15 protein-coding genes are annotated in these 14170 nt (G+C 55.2%); 8 read left to right on the forward strand and 7 right to left on the reverse strand.

The features are described 5' to 3' along the window. Positions 1–22: 22 nt before the first annotated feature. The 5 genes from dacA (at position 23) to lipA (ending at position 4799) form a co-directional block, all read left to right on the forward strand. Entirely contained in the window at positions 23–1237 is a 1215-nt protein-coding gene (gene dacA, locus AFK63_RS12875) for a D-alanyl-D-alanine carboxypeptidase DacA (RefSeq protein WP_038864161.1), read from the forward strand. Positions 1238–1342: 105 nt separating this feature from the next. Continuing rightward, on the forward strand, positions 1343–1606 hold the full coding sequence (gene ybeD / locus AFK63_RS12880; RefSeq protein ID WP_007710678.1) for a DUF493 family protein YbeD: 264 nt from the start codon (positions 1343–1345) through the stop codon (positions 1604–1606). Positions 1607–1684: 78 nt separating this feature from the next. Beyond that, entirely contained in the window at positions 1685–2326 is a 642-nt protein-coding gene (gene lipB, locus AFK63_RS12885; protein ID WP_038864163.1) for a lipoyl(octanoyl) transferase LipB, read from the forward strand. 320 nt (positions 2327–2646) lie between these two features. Further along, positions 2647–3642 carry a YbeF family transcriptional regulator gene (locus AFK63_RS12890; protein ID WP_038864164.1) on the forward strand — a complete coding sequence of 332 codons (996 nt, stop codon included), beginning with the start codon at positions 2647–2649 and terminating at the stop codon, positions 3640–3642. Positions 3643–3833: 191 nt separating this feature from the next. Then, the gene (lipA, locus tag AFK63_RS12895; protein WP_038864168.1) at positions 3834–4799 is read left to right on the forward strand and encodes a lipoyl synthase; all 966 of its coding nucleotides are present in this window, start codon (positions 3834–3836) and stop codon (positions 4797–4799) included. 89 nt (positions 4800–4888) lie between these two features. Here lipA and tatE read toward each other — a convergent pair whose 3' ends face one another. Together tatE and AFK63_RS12905 are read right to left on the reverse strand one after the other, a co-directional pair. Next, a complete protein-coding gene (gene tatE / locus AFK63_RS12900; RefSeq protein WP_038864170.1) occupies positions 4889–5092 on the reverse strand; it encodes a twin-arginine translocase subunit TatE in 204 nt (67 codons plus the stop codon). 126 nt (positions 5093–5218) lie between these two features. After that, positions 5219–6007 carry a deaminated glutathione amidase gene (locus tag AFK63_RS12905; protein WP_038864171.1) on the reverse strand — a complete coding sequence of 263 codons (789 nt, stop codon included), beginning with the start codon at positions 6005–6007 and terminating at the stop codon, positions 5219–5221. An 85-nt stretch (positions 6008–6092) separates the two neighbouring features. On the opposite strand from AFK63_RS12905, the gene crcB reads away from it, so the two are divergent. Then, positions 6093–6476 (forward strand): fluoride efflux transporter CrcB, encoded by a 384-nt coding sequence (gene crcB / locus AFK63_RS12910; RefSeq protein ID WP_038864172.1) that lies wholly within the window; start codon positions 6093–6095, stop codon positions 6474–6476. A gap of 227 nt (positions 6477–6703) precedes the next feature. Here the strand turns inward: crcB and cspE are convergent, their stop codons facing one another. Both cspE and pagP read right to left on the reverse strand, forming a co-directional pair. After that, complete coding sequence (gene cspE, locus AFK63_RS12915) at positions 6704–6913, reverse strand: transcription antiterminator/RNA stability regulator CspE (RefSeq protein WP_002439184.1); 210 nt, start codon at positions 6911–6913, stop codon at positions 6704–6706. 190 nt (positions 6914–7103) lie between these two features. Next, on the reverse strand, positions 7104–7682 hold the full coding sequence (gene pagP / locus AFK63_RS12920; RefSeq protein ID WP_038864174.1) for a lipid IV(A) palmitoyltransferase PagP: 579 nt from the start codon (positions 7680–7682) through the stop codon (positions 7104–7106). Between the two features lie 489 nt (positions 7683–8171). On the opposite strand from pagP, the gene dcuC reads away from it, so the two are divergent. Then, entirely contained in the window at positions 8172–9533 is a 1362-nt protein-coding gene (dcuC, locus tag AFK63_RS12925; RefSeq protein ID WP_038864175.1) for an anaerobic C4-dicarboxylate transporter DcuC, read from the forward strand. A gap of 107 nt (positions 9534–9640) precedes the next feature. Then, positions 9641–10447: a ribonuclease I gene (rna, locus tag AFK63_RS12930; RefSeq protein ID WP_038864176.1), complete on the forward strand. Its 807-nt coding sequence runs from the start codon at positions 9641–9643 to the stop codon at positions 10445–10447. 19 nt (positions 10448–10466) lie between these two features. Here rna and AFK63_RS12935 read toward each other — a convergent pair whose 3' ends face one another. From AFK63_RS12935 to AFK63_RS12945, 3 genes are all read right to left on the reverse strand, one after another. Further along, positions 10467–10748 (reverse strand): hypothetical protein, encoded by a 282-nt coding sequence (locus tag AFK63_RS12935; RefSeq protein ID WP_050568177.1) that lies wholly within the window; start codon positions 10746–10748, stop codon positions 10467–10469. A gap of 84 nt (positions 10749–10832) precedes the next feature. Further along, a complete protein-coding gene (locus AFK63_RS12940) occupies positions 10833–12509 on the reverse strand; it encodes a glycoside hydrolase family 13 protein (RefSeq protein ID WP_038864178.1) in 1677 nt (558 codons plus the stop codon). Then, positions 12509–14164: a glycoside hydrolase family 13 protein gene (locus AFK63_RS12945; RefSeq protein WP_038864180.1), complete on the reverse strand. Its 1656-nt coding sequence runs from the start codon at positions 14162–14164 to the stop codon at positions 12509–12511. The genes AFK63_RS12940 and AFK63_RS12945 overlap by 1 nt, the downstream gene beginning before the upstream one ends. Positions 14165–14170: the final 6 nt, after the last annotated feature.

Here is a 14170-nt window from a genome sequence, read left to right on the forward strand (position 1 = left end):
CACGGATGTCGTTGTTCAGACCATGAAGACCACTTTCTCCGTTCGTTTTATGCAGCGTCTCGCCGTTAGCGCGACGCTTTCTGTCGCAGCCCTCTCCACCGCGGCCCATGCCGACGACCTTAATATCAAAACGATGATCCCAGGGGTGCCGCAGATCGACGCGGAAGCCTACATCCTCATCGACTACAACTCAGGGAAAGTGCTGGCGGAACAGAACGCTGACGCGCGCCGCGATCCGGCGAGCCTGACGAAAATGATGACCAGTTACGTCATCGGCCAGGCGATGAAAGCAGGCAAATTTAAAGAGTCCGATCTGGTGACTATCGGCAACGACGCCTGGGCGACCGGCAACCCGGTCTTCAAAGGCTCATCCCTGATGTTTCTGAAGCCTGGCATGCAGGTGCCGGTATCTCAGCTCATCCGCGGCATTAACTTACAGTCCGGCAATGACGCCTGCGTGGCGATGGCCGATTACGTTGCGGGCAGCCAGGATGCGTTTGTGGGCCTGATGAACAGCTACGTCACCGCGCTGGGTCTGAAAAACACTCATTTCCAGACCGTCCACGGCCTTGATGCCGACGGCCAGTACAGCTCCGCACGCGATATGGCGCTGATTGGCCAGGCGCTGATCCGCGACGTGCCGAATGAATACTCTATTTACAAAGAGAAAGAGTTCACCTTTAACGGTATCCGCCAGACCAACCGTAACGGCCTGCTGTGGGATAACAGCCTGAACGTGGACGGTATCAAAACCGGTCACACCGACAAAGCGGGCTATAACCTGGTGGCCTCGGCGACCGAAGGCCAGATGCGCCTGATTTCCGCCGTGATGGGCGGGCGCACCTTTAAAGGCCGCGAAGCCGAGAGCAAAAAACTGCTGACCTGGGGCTTCCGCTTCTTCGAAACCGTGAATCCGCTGAAAGCCGGCAAAGAGTTCGCCTCTGAGCCCGCCTGGTTTGGCGACAGCGATCGCGCATCGCTTGGCGTTGATAAAGACATTTATCTGACCATTCCGCGCGGACGCATGAAGGATCTCAAAGCGAGCTATGTGCTGAACACTTCCGAGTTGCACGCGCCGCTTGCTAAAAATCAGGTCGTGGGCACGATTAACTTCCAGCTGGACGGAAAAACCATCGAACAGCGCCCGCTGGTCGTGCTGGAAGAGATTCAGGAAGGTAACTTCTTTGGTCGCATCATTGATTACATCAAGCTGATGTTCCACCACTGGTTTGGTTAATTGCTGACCACTTGAAAGCCTGACTTTCATCCCCATATACTAAGCATCAATCCTACTCCCGCCCCGGCGGGAGTTATTATTTTTTGACGTAACGCTGGAGCTGACATGAAAACCAAACTTAACGAGCTGCTTGAGTTCCCGACCCCCTTTACTTACAAAGTGATGGGCCTGGCGAAGCCTGAGTTGGTCGATCTGGTCGTCGAGGTCGTGCAGCGCCATGCGCCTGGCGACTACACGCCGCAGGTGAAACCGAGCAGCAAAGGCAACTACCATTCCGTTTCGATTACCATCAACGCGACGCATATCGAGCAGGTGGAAACGCTCTATGAAGAGCTCGGCAATATCGAAATCGTGCGTATGGTACTGTGATCCCCGTTACCCGGCCGCGCCCGGGTAACTTCTCTTCGTGATATACTCCCCGCACCTTCTCTCTTCGGAGACGCAGTTTTGCTTCAGGAAAAAATCCTCATTCGCCAGCTTGGGCTTCAGCCTTATGAACCCGTTTCGCAGGCGATGCATCAGTTTACCGATGAACGCGATGAAAACACGCCGGATGAGCTCTGGCTGGTAGAACACTCGCCGGTGTTCACTCAGGGGCAAGCCGGTAAGGCAGAGCATGTGTTAATGCCCGGCGACATTCCGGTTATTCAAAGCGATCGTGGCGGCCAGGTAACGTATCACGGGCCCGGTCAGCAGGTGATGTATGTGTTGCTGGATCTCCGACGCCGCAAGCTTGGCGTGCGTGAACTGGTGACGCTGCTGGAACAGACGGTAGTGAATACGCTCGCTGAATTTGCCATTAACGCCTATCCGCGCCCGGACGCGCCAGGCGTCTATGTGGACGGCAAAAAAATTTGCTCGCTGGGACTGCGAATTCGTAAAGGCTGTTCATTTCACGGGCTCGCACTGAATATAAATATGGATCTGCGTCCGTTTTTACGAATTAACCCTTGCGGCTACGCGGGAATGGAAATGACTCAGGTCAGCGCGCTATCTGCTGGCGCGCAACTGGAAGTTGTACAACCGCGACTGGTGCATCACTTTTTAGCGCTACTTAATAATCCCACGGCGGAATATATCAGCGCTTAAGACTTTACCTGTTCGCCGCCCTTCTTGTGGCGGCCTTTAATCGTTATGCAATTTGCCGCTTTACATTCCATAACGGATTATTTATTTTCTCTGCGCCTGAGTAGATTTTTCTTAATCTCATCAATACATTAACGGTACGAGAAGATAAGCGGGATTTATCTGAAAACGCCACCCGCCCCTTTGCCGACCATGTAAAGTCCTGTTCACTTTATGCGGGTAAGATCCCCGGAGCGTTTTATTATCGGCTAAGGGACCTGTTCACAGTTATTATAAATAGAACCTCTCTATTATTTGATTTATCTATACAGTTGGAGCGTAGCGTGGAATTGAACCATCCCCCTGAAAAACCTTCAGCCAAACAGGAAGATGACAGTAGACCGCAAATATTCCAGACTCTGCGAAATATCGATCTTAACCTGCTGACGATTTTCGAAGCCGTATACGTGCATAAAGGCATTGTCAACGCGGCCAGAGTACTGAACCTGACGCCATCGGCCATCAGCCAGTCTATTCAAAAACTGCGCCTGATATTTCCCGATCCGTTGTTTATTCGTAAGGGGCAAGGGGTCACGCCGACCGCTTACGCGACCCATATGCACGAATATATCAGTCAGGGACTGGAGTCTATTCTCGGCGCGCTGGATTTACAGGGCGAGCATGAAAAACAGCGCACCATTACTATCGCCACGTCCGCCTCGCTGGGCGCCCTGGTGATCCCGCAGATTTATCAGCAGATCCGCAAGGTGAATCCGCACTTACAAATCCGCAATATTCCCCTGCAGGACACCGAAACGCAGCTGAGCCAGTTCCAGACCGATCTGGTAGTCGACAGCGGCTCATGGTCCTCTCGCACGCTCAGTACGCACCTGCTCTTTAAGGATCGCGTCGCGGTGGTCTGCCGTCGCGGCCATCCGTGCAGCCGTACCGGTGAACCCGTCACGTCTGAAGATCTGCAAACCTGGGAACATACGTTTATTATGCTGCCCGGCGGCATGGTGAACGGTGTACGCAAGCAGATCAATACGTTACTGCCGGATCGAAACGTTTCGTTCAGCAGTTACAATATGGTTACTATCGCGTCCATCATCGGCAGCAGCGATTTAATCGGCTTTATGCCCGCACGTATATTCGCGTTATTTAAAGACAGCTTTGGACTTATTGAAGTAGAAAGCGATGTCGTAATTAAAGAAACTATCGACATTTCATTGCATTACAATAAATTCAGCCTGCGCGATCCGGTGGTACAGAATGTGATTGAAGCGATTGTGGAAGGGTTTGCCAGCAAAGCGGTTTCCGCTCACGCGTCGCCCTCATAACGGGCGACGGCTTAAGGGCACTAAATAACAACTATTTTACAAATTCTTCGGCAATTCGGGTGCCCTCAGGCTGATTCTGTGTGGCAGTAATGTTATACTGCGTGCCGTTAATTCAAAAATAGTTGATAAATACAACATTAGCTTGAATTTAAACGCTTTCCTTCGTTATCCGCAACTGGAACACGCACGCTATGAGTAAACCCATTGTGATGGAACGCGGTGTGAAATACCGCGATGCCGATAAAATGGCCCTTATCCCGGTTAAGAATGTGGCGACAGAGCGCGAGGCTTTGTTAAGAAAGCCGGAGTGGATGAAAATCAAACTCCCTGCCGACTCAACCCGCATTCAGGGTATCAAAGCGGCGATGCGCAAAAATGGCCTTCACTCAGTTTGTGAAGAGGCCTCCTGCCCGAACCTTGCGGAGTGTTTCAACCACGGCACCGCGACCTTTATGATCCTCGGCGCTATCTGCACGCGTCGCTGCCCGTTCTGCGACGTGGCCCACGGCCGCCCGGTGGCACCGGATGCCAACGAGCCGCAGAAGCTCGCGCAAACCATCGCCGATATGGCGCTGCGCTACGTCGTTATCACGTCTGTGGATCGCGATGACCTGCGTGACGGCGGCGCTCAGCACTTTGCGGACTGCATCAGCGCAATCCGTGAAAAGAGCCCGACCATCAAAATCGAAACGCTGGTGCCTGATTTCCGCGGCCGTATGGACAAAGCGCTGGATATCCTCAACGCCACGCCGCCGGACGTGTTTAACCACAACCTGGAAAACGTGCCGCGTCTTTATCGTCAGGTGCGTCCAGGTGCCGATTACGCCTGGTCGCTGAAGCTGCTGGAGCGCTTTAAAGAAGCGCACCCGGAGATCCCGACCAAATCAGGGCTGATGGTCGGCCTTGGCGAAACTAACGCGGAAATTATTGAGGTTATGCGCGATCTGCGTGCACACGGCGTTACCATGCTGACGCTGGGCCAGTACCTGCAGCCGAGCCGTCACCACCTGCCGGTGCAGCGCTACGTCAGCCCGGACGAATTTGAAGAGATGAAAGCGGAAGCGCTCGCGATGGGCTTTACCCACGCCGCCTGCGGCCCGTTCGTGCGCTCGTCCTACCACGCCGATCTCCAGGCGAAAGGCGAAGAAGTCAAATAAACGCGTAATATTTCGTTACCGTCTGGCAATCGCCCACAAAAAAACCGGCTCATCAGAGGCCGGTTTTTTTATGCCGCAAGGGCCGGAGATTACTCTTTATGAGACAGACGTTCCGCCGGAGCGTCGGTCGCGGCAGGCGTTTTCGCGCCGGACTCATCGTCGTTCATCGCTTTTTTAAAGCCTTTAATCGCCGCGCCCAGGTCTCCCCCAAGCGTACGCAGTTTTTTGGTACCAAACAGCAGAACAACCAGTGCGGCGATCACAAGCAGTTTGGTAATACTAATTTCACCCATACTTACCTTCTTAGAAAATCTGGCGCCATTCGGCCATCTTAAAGACCGCACTTATTAACGGTCATTTCAGCCCGACACACAATAGCAATCTGTAACGAGATGAATCAAGCGCTGGATAAAAAAACATCAAAATAATTGCGGCGCCGCGAAACGGCGGTTTTTAAGCACCGGTAGCTGGTCGCGTACCTGCGCCACGCGCTGTGGCGATACCTCTGCGAAAATCAGGTCCGGGCCTTCTGCCGCTGCCGTGAGCGTCACGCCCAGCGGGTCAACGATACGGCTCTGTCCGATATTTCGGTTGCCGCATTCGCCGCTTGCGACCACATAACAGGTGGTATCCAGCGCTCTGGCCGCGAGCAGCGTGGCCCAGTGATGCTCTTTGAGCGGGCCGCGTACCCAGGCCGCCGGCAGCGCCAGCAACTCGGCGCCTGCGAGCGCCAGGCTGAGGGCCATTTCCGGAAAACGCAAATCGTAACAGGTCATCAGCCCCACGTTCATACCCGCCACCTCAATTAGCGGCGGTATTGCATCGCCCGCGTCCACCAGACGCGACTCCTGCATCGCGAAGGCGTCATAGAGATGGAGCTTCTGGTATTGCGCGATAATTTCGCCTCCACGCAGCGCGATAAGCGTGTTGGCCGCTCTCCCCTCACGGGTGGGGATATGCAGCGTCAGAAGCGTTGTAAGGCCGTTTCTGGCGCTCTCTTCGCGCAACCGACTGACATACTCGCCATTGAGTGCCTGGGCCGATTTTACTGACAGATCCGGGTCGTTATCGCTGCGGGCCAGCAGCGCCTCCGGGAGTACCAGCAACGCGGCATCCTGACGGGCCGCATCCGCCATGAGCGTCACGCAGGTTAACGCGTTTTTTTGCCAGTCGGGGGTGACCGCGAACTGTCCCACCGCTACTTTCATCTGCGCCTCTCCTCGTTACGGTAGCCAGCGCGCCGTGGCTGGCGGTAAACTCTTCGCCTTACCAATAACATAATGGCGAATGCTCATGTTGAAAATTATGCTTGCGGTCTTTCTGGGCGGCGGCACCGGCAGCGTGCTGCGCTGGTGGCTTGGCCTGCGCCTGAACCCGGTCCATCACGCCATTCCGCTCGGCACACTGACGGCCAACCTGGCCGGCGCGTTTATCATCGGCGCAGGGCTTGCCTGGTTCAACCGGATGACGCATCTGGACCCGATGTGGAAACTTCTTATCACCACCGGCCTGTGCGGCGGCCTGACGACCTTTTCAACCTTTTCCGCAGAAGTGGTCTTTTTGCTTCAGGAAGGCCGTATCGGTTGGGCGGGGCTTAACGTCATGCTGAACCTGCTGGGCTCATTTATGATGACGGCGCTCGCATTCTGGCTCTTTTCGTCCGTGAACATGCGCTAAACGGCGTCTCGTTAATGTTAGCTTAATTTTTCTCTGCCACTATCGCCCCATTGTCTGGTGCGGAGGGGCTTATGAAAGCGCAAATGTTGAGTTGGCTGGCGGTGTTGTTCAGCGTTCTGGTGGTCGGGTTTTTCCTGAAGAGCTTTCTGTTTTACTGAATAACGGTAAAGCGACAGGCATAAAAAAACCCGCTGAGTCAGCGGGTTTTGAAATTCTTGCTGTTGTAATTACAGAGCGATTACGTTAGCAGCAGAAGGGCCTTTGGCACCGTTAGTGATTTCGAACTCTACACGCTGACCTTCAGCCAGAGTTTTGAAACCATTGCTCTGGATCGCAGAGAAGTGTACGAACACGTCTTTGCTGCCATCTTCCGGAGTAATGAAACCGAATCCTTTGGATTCATTAAACCACTTAACGTTACCTTTAATCTTAGACATCAAAATTACCTTTACATGAAAAATCGACACAAATGCTGTGTCGGATATCAGTACATCAATTGTGGTGGCTTTTGTCCAGTCGAACTTTTAGAAAAAGTGATAAAAGTCGCGAACTTTTTTTGCCGTTGGGCTTGTGAGCCTTGTCTTCTCTGGCTTAGCGCATTTTCTTATGACTGAAAATATTTTGCGCTTAAAACTGTAACCGCAGCCAGGCGAAGTAAACGTTTCCGTTGTTGTAAGTGCCAGGGATGTACGTCATCTGGAACGTCGCCGGGCCGTAACCCACGGAAGCGAGCGGCAGCACCAGCGGAACAGGGATGTAATCCCAGTTATCGCGCACCGTCACGCCGAGGGTATAGCCCAGCCCGACATGAAAGGCGTCATCAGGCAGCGGGCGCCATGTCGCCTCCCAGCCGTACCCGGCGATAGGCTCCCATTTGTTGTAGGAATCTTTAAACGCCATCACATACAGACCGTGCCAGTTGCCTTTCTCGTCCCAGCGCGATTTCCCGATACCGGCCCCCCACGGGCGCTCGTTGTAGCGATCGGTTTTCTCTTTGTCGTAGGCAAAGCGCGCATGCCAGGTAATGGAAGGCACATAGAGATCCACATGCTGCGGCTCGTTCCACGTCTCGGCGATATTATCACCAAGCACAGAAGCCCAGGCTTTAACGGTGCGTGGCGCTTCCAGCGCCGAGGCATTCAGGGGAAACACAAACTGGCAGAAAAGCAGAAAAATTGTCAGAAAGGATTTATTAACTACGGTCACGTCTTAATTACCACTGTTAGTATGAAGCCATATTCTGGGCGATCGTGCCTCAATGAAGTCTTAACCAGATGTCGGTTGATTCCGAAAGCGAGCCCGCAGACTTACTACGCATGGTTTTTTCAGACGCTTCTGGCCTCTGAAGTCGAATTGCACACTGTCAGAGCCACTTAAAAACCCCTGATTTCTTTATTCCTTGACGCGCCGGAATAATGCCTGTCAATAATCGCGATGCCCGCCACACCTTAACGCAAATTCCGTTTTGTACATGTCCTGCGCATTTTCGTTCATCGCTGTTAATCGGTTGCCTTATGCAAGCCATTAATTTATAAATACATTATTTTCTTGCCCTTTGCCTTATCCACTAGCAGAGAGTTTATTGATATGTATCAGATAACACTCAGCGTAATTAAGGCACATTCCCCCGCATCTCGCCTGAGCCATACACCTATCGTCGCCAGGCTATTTTCCGGTCGCTCAACAGAGGCAATTATGGGAACAATTCTGGAACTCCTCACAGGAGCCGTGGTTATTGTGGGAGTCGCGCGTTATATCATTAAAGGTTATTCCGCCACCGGCGTGCTTTTTGTTGGCGGCCTGCTGCTGTTAATCATTAGCGCGCTAATGGGTCACGCGATATTACCGGCAAAAGAAACCAGTACCGGTTATGCCATCAGCGATATTTTTGAATACATTAAAATTCTGCTGATGAGCCGCGGCGGCGATCTCGGCATGATGATTATGATGCTCTGCGGTTTTGCGGCTTATATGACGCACACCGGCGCAAACGATATGGTCGTGAAACTCGCCTCGCGTCCGCTGCGTTATATCAACTCCCCTTACGTGCTGATGATTGCCGCCTATTTTGTCGCCTGCCTGATGTCGCTGGCCGTCTCATCCGCCACCGGGCTTGGCGTACTCCTGATGGCCACGCTGTTTCCGGTAATGGTGAACGTCGGCATCAGCCGCGGCGCGGCGGCGGCCATCTGCGCTTCACCGGCGGCGATTATCCTCTCACCCACCTCCGGTGATGTGGTGCTGGCCGCTCAGGCCTCTGAGATGCCGCTTATCGATTTCGCCTTTAAAACCACGCTGCCCATCTCCATCGCCGCGATCATCAGCATGGCGATCGCGCATTTCTTCTGGCAGCGCTGGCTGGATAAAAAAGAGCAGGTCAGCCATGAAATGCTCGACGTGAACGATATTAAAACCCATGCGCCCGCGTTTTACGCCATCCTGCCGTTCAGTCCTATCATCGGCGTGCTGATTTTTGATGGTAAATGGGGCCCGCAGTTGCACATCATCACCATTCTCGTGATCTGTATCGTGCTGACTGCCATTATTGAATTCCTGCGCGGCTTTGACAGTAAAAAAGTCTTTGCCGGGCTGGAGGTCGCTTACCGGGGCATGGCGGACGCCTTCGCGGGCGTCGTCATTCTGCTGGTGGCCGCCGGGGTTTTCGCCCAGGGCCTCAGCACTATCGGCTTTATTCAGAGCCTGATCTCTGTCGCCACCTCCTTTGGCTCCGCCAGTATTATTCTGATGCTGGTGCTGGTCACGCTCACTATGCTTGCCGCGATGACCACCGGCTCCGGCAACGCGCCGTTCTATGCGTTTGTAGAGATGATCCCGAAGCTTGCCCACAGCGCCGGCATTAACCCGGCCTATCTGACTATCCCGATGCTTCAGGCCTCTAACCTGGGCCGTACGCTGTCGCCGGTTTCCGGCGTCGTGGTCGCGGTTGCCGGTATGGCGCAGATTTCGCCGTTTGAAGTAGTAAAACGCACTTCGGTGCCGGTGCTGGTTGGATTAATCGTCGTGATCCTCGCCACGCAACTGCTGGTGGCGGCATAATCTTCTGCTCTTAAGCGGAATCTGTCCGAAAAGCGCCCTCGCGGCGCTTTTTTTATGGTTAAATGACACATCTTTGTCATTTATCCCGTCGATTTCGGACCCATACCATGGTTAACAGGAAAGTTTTACTCGCCGCAGGCGCGCTGCTGGCGATGGCCGCGACAACCGCCGCCGCGCAGCCGCTGGAAGCGAAGCAGTATGGCGATTTCGATCGCTACGTGCTGGCGCTCTCCTGGCAGACTGGTTTTTGCCAGAGCATGCATGAGCGTCACCGCGACGAACCAACCGAATGCGCGCTGCAAAAAGAAGAAGACGATAAACGCAACTACCTGACGGTGCACGGCCTGTGGCCTGGCCTGCCGAAATCCATCGCCGCGCGCGGCGTCGACGATAAACGCTGGATGCGCTATGGCTGCGCCACGCGTCCTGTGCCGAATATGCCGCTCGCCCGCGCCGACAGAAAATGCCAGGCGGCGGAAACCGGCCTGTCGCTGGAAACGGCGGAGAAACTGAGTGAGACCATGCCTGGCGCGGGCGGCGACTCCTGCCTTGAACGCTACGAATATGCCAAGCACGGCGTCTGCTTTGGTTTTGATCCGGACGCCTATTTCGGCACGATGGTCCGCATGAACAACGAGATCAAGCAGAGTCCGCTGGGCGCGTTTCTGGCGGCCAACTACGGCAAAGCGGTGAGTCGTCAGGCGTTTGATACTGCCGTCGCCAAAGCCTTTGGACGTCAGAGCGTGCGTGCAGTCAAACTCACCTGCAACGGTAACCCAGCCTATCTCACCGAAATGCAGATCTCGCTGAACGCCGCGCAAATCAACGCGCCGCTCAGCGCCGACGCGTTCGCGCCGCAGCCGCATCCGGGCAACTGTGGGAAAAACTTTATCCTTGATACCGTCGGGTATTAAGCCATCCGCGCGAGCGCGATTATTCGTTGCGCTCGCGCCATTCGCGGATCATCTCCTCGGTCACCTCGCGTTTGTAACAGACTGGCGAAGCGCCCCCTTCCCGGCTCCACGCGCTGCGCCCGCCGCAGGCACGACCGTTACGCATCGTGTTATAAGGGCACGGGCAATTGCCGGAATAATTGTCAATCTCCTCCTGAATAATCTGCTCTTTGACCTGATCGTCGCTTAATGCCGCAAGCGCCGGGGATACCTGCCACATTGCCAGTAACGCCAGCGCGGCCAGAACGGTTTTACGCATCATCATTTGCATCCATGTAAAAAAATCGCGCCATTGTGGCGCGATCTGTCTTCCAAAAAATGCTGTTACGTCACAGGTTGACGCGCGTTATGTCGCCAGTTTATACACCCGCGCCTCCCAGGCTTTCAGGCGATGCCCCTCCGGACTCTCGCTGAAATTGGCGAGCAGGCAGGTAGCGCCGTCAAGCGACAGCGCCTGCGCCTCCCATTCCGCAGCCTTGCCGGAGAGGTTACAGAGCACCACCAGGCGCTCCTCGCCCAGCGTGCGTCCATAAGCGTAAATCTGCTCATGATCGTCAAGCAGCGGCTCGTAACGCCCGTAGATCAGCGCCGGTTCGCGCTTACGCAGGTGGATCATCTGCCGATAAAAATTGAGCACCGAATGCGGGTCGTGCTGCTGGCTTTCGACATTGATCATCTCGTAGTTCGGGTTCACCTTCAGCCACGGCTCGTGAGTGCTGAAACCGGCGTACGGCGACGCGTCCCACTGCATCGGCGTGCGTGAGTTATCGCGCCCGGTGCGCGTCAGGAATTCGACAATGTCTTCTTCGCTCATGCCCTGATCTCGCAGATCGCGCGCTTTGTTATGCGCCGAGACGTCGTCGAAATCATCAAGGCTCGCAAACCGGGTATTGGTCATGCCGATTTCCTGGCCCTGATAGATAAACGGCGTGCCCTGCATCAGAAAATACATCGCCGCAATACAGGTCGCGCTCTCGCGCCAGTGGCGTTCAGTATCGCCCCAGCGTGAAACCACCCGCGTCACATCGTGGTTTTCCACGTACAGCGCGTTCCACCCCTTGCCTTCCAGCGCCTGCTGCCAGCTGGTGAAGATATTACGCAGCACGGCGGGTGTCGGTCGCAGGCCCGCCTGTGGCTCCCAGAGCCGGACATGTTCGAACTGAAACACCATATTGAGCCGTCCGCGGTTCTCCCCCACCCACTCTTCCGCGTGATCCGCATCCAGCCCGTTCATCTCGCCCACCGTCACGATGTCGTAATGGTTAAAGACGTTGCGGCAGATATCGTCCACATAATCCAGCAGGCCGTCGTAGTTGAGGTGCGCCACCATCGACGGCGCATACGGCAGTTTGTCCGGGTTCGGCACATCGCTGAGCGTCGGCTCCTTTTTCATATGCGCGATGGCGTCAATGCGAAAACCGTCGATGCCCTTATCGAGCCACCAGCGCATCATGTCGTAGACGGCGGCGCGCATCTCGTGATTTTCCCAGTTGAGATCCGGCTGGCGGCTGCTGAACAGGTGCATGAAATACTGGCCGGTCACCTCATCACGCTTCCATGCCGAGCCGCTGAAGATAGATTCCCAGTTATTCGGCTCGGCGCCGTCTTTGCCATCGCGCCAGATATACCAGTCGCGTTTCGGGTTATCTTTCGAGGAGCGCGACTCCAGGAACCACGGATGCTCGTCAGAAGTGTGGTTGACGACGAGATCGAGAATAAGCCGCATGCCGCGCTGATGTACGCCCGCAAGCAGCCGGTCAAAATCGGCCATTGTGCCGAATTCCGCCATGATCCCCTGATAGTCGCTGATGTCGTAGCCGTTATCGTCGTTGGGCGATGGATACATCGGGCAGATCCAGATAAGGTCGATGCCGAGATCTTTCAGGTAGTCGAGCTTCTCGATAATCCCGTTCAGATCGCCGATACCGTCGCCGTTGCTGTCTTTAAAGCTGCGCGGATAAATCTGGTAGGCCGTCGCCTCTTTCCACCAGCGGCCTTCTACCTGCGTCGTTGCCTCAATCATTACCCCTCCTGATGAATTAACAGCGCGAAAGATTCATAAGGTTGCAGCTCCAGGCTCACGGCGAGCTGGTCGCGCGGCGCGTAGTTGCTGATAAGGCACTCGCCGTGCCACGCCTGCATCGCTTCCGGAATGGGCAACGTAATGGCGTTGCCGAAGAAGTTGTTAATCACCAGCAGCGTGTCGCCCTCGTAGCGGCGCACCCAGGCGAACACTTCAGGATGTTCGGCAAACAGCATCTGATAATCGCCGTAAACCAGAATCGGGTACTGTTTACGCAGCGCCACCAGCTTTTGATAGTGCCAGAGAATAGAGTCAGGCTCGGCCAGCGCCTGGGCGACGTTTATCTCACGATAGTTCGGGTTAACGCCAAGCCACGGCATACCGGTGGTAAACCCGCCGTGCGGGCTGTCGTCCCACTGCATTGGCGTGCGGGCGTTATCGCGTCCGTTGGCGTAAATACCGGTCATCATCTCGTCATGCGTCAGGCCGCCGGCGATAAGCTCGCGATAAAAATTGAGGCTCTCAATGTCGCGGTACTCTTCAATGGTGGAGTAACGCACATTGGTCATGCCTATCTCTTCGCCCTGATAGATATAGGGCGTACCGCGCAGGCAGTGGAGCGCGGTGGCAAGCATTTTGGCCGACACCTCGCGGAATTCGCCGTCGTTGCCGAATTTCGACACCGCGCGCGGCAGGTCATGGTTACTCCAGAACAGCGAGTTCCAGCCGCGGTCGGCGAGCGCCGTCTGCCATTTGTCGATAACCGCCTTAAAACGCGACAGCTCGAACGGCTTACTGCGCCATTTGCCGGCTTTTTCGTCCCAGGTCTGCTTGATATGCTCAAACTGAAACACCATCGACAGCTCCTGGCGCGCCGGGTCGCTGTAGAGCAGCGCATCTTCCGGCGTGGCGCTCCAGGCTTCACCCACAGTCAGCGAATCGCGCGGGCCGAAGGTCGCCTCGTTCATCTGGCGCAGCAGCACATGCAGGTGCTTGCCGTTCGCCATGATCTGTCGGTCAACCTCTTTACCGATAAGATCGATAACATCCATGCGAAAGCCGCCGATGCCTTTATCGAGCCAGCGGTTCATCATCGCGTGGATCTCCTCCTGCACCCGTGGATTTTCCCAGTTGAGATCGGGCTGGCGAACGGAAAACTGATGCAGATAATATTCGCCGCTCGCCTCGTCATACGCCCAGCCGCTGCCGCCAAAGTGCGAGCGATAGTCATTGGGCGGGCCGCCGTCCGGCGCCGGTTTGCGCCAGATGTAGAAGTCGCGGTACGGGTTATCTTTGCCCTTTCTCGCCTCGATAAACCACGGGTGTTCATCCGAGGTGTGGTTCACCACCAGATCCATCAGGATATAAATATCGCGCGCTTTCGCTTCATGAATCAGCTGCTCCATTTCCGCCATCGTGCCGAACTCGGCGGCGATATCATCGTAATCCGAGATATCGTAGCCGTTATCGTCCATCGGGGATTTGTAGACCGGCGAGAGCCAGATAAGGTTGATGCCAAGCTGTTGCAGATAGTCGAGTTTGCTGATGATCCCGGCCAGGTCACCCACGCCGTCGCCGTTGGCGTCCATAAAGCTGCGCGGGTAGATCTGATAGACCACCGCGTTGTGCCACCACTTCTTGTCGATTGCTTTCATCACGCT

The organism is Cronobacter muytjensii ATCC 51329, assembly GCF_001277195.1.
Classification (GTDB): Bacteria; Pseudomonadota; Gammaproteobacteria; order Enterobacterales; family Enterobacteriaceae; genus Cronobacter; species Cronobacter muytjensii.

What these genes read in the sequence shown, in the direction of transcription:
- AFK63_RS12945 (WP_038864180.1), bottom strand. Translation starts at nt 14,164, where the DNA reads ATGAAAGCAATCGACAAGAAGTGGTGGCACAACGCGGTGGTCTATCAG.
- dcuC (WP_038864175.1), top strand. Translation starts at nt 8,172, where the DNA reads ATGGGAACAATTCTGGAACTCCTCACAGGAGCCGTGGTTATTGTGGGA.
- cspE (WP_002439184.1), bottom strand. Translation starts at nt 6,913, where the DNA reads ATGTCTAAGATTAAAGGTAACGTTAAGTGGTTTAATGAATCCAAAGGA.
- lipA (WP_038864168.1), top strand. Translation starts at nt 3,834, where the DNA reads ATGAGTAAACCCATTGTGATGGAACGCGGTGTGAAATACCGCGATGCC.
- dacA (WP_038864161.1), top strand. Translation starts at nt 23, where the DNA reads ATGAAGACCACTTTCTCCGTTCGTTTTATGCAGCGTCTCGCCGTTAGC.
- crcB (WP_038864172.1), top strand. Translation starts at nt 6,093, where the DNA reads ATGTTGAAAATTATGCTTGCGGTCTTTCTGGGCGGCGGCACCGGCAGC.
- tatE (WP_038864170.1), bottom strand. Translation starts at nt 5,092, where the DNA reads ATGGGTGAAATTAGTATTACCAAACTGCTTGTGATCGCCGCACTGGTT.
- ybeD (WP_007710678.1), top strand. Translation starts at nt 1,343, where the DNA reads ATGAAAACCAAACTTAACGAGCTGCTTGAGTTCCCGACCCCCTTTACT.
- AFK63_RS12935 (WP_050568177.1), bottom strand. Translation starts at nt 10,748, where the DNA reads ATGATGCGTAAAACCGTTCTGGCCGCGCTGGCGTTACTGGCAATGTGG.
- AFK63_RS12940 (WP_038864178.1), bottom strand. Translation starts at nt 12,509, where the DNA reads ATGATTGAGGCAACGACGCAGGTAGAAGGCCGCTGGTGGAAAGAGGCG.
- rna (WP_038864176.1), top strand. Translation starts at nt 9,641, where the DNA reads ATGGTTAACAGGAAAGTTTTACTCGCCGCAGGCGCGCTGCTGGCGATG.
- AFK63_RS12905 (WP_038864171.1), bottom strand. Translation starts at nt 6,007, where the DNA reads ATGAAAGTAGCGGTGGGACAGTTCGCGGTCACCCCCGACTGGCAAAAA.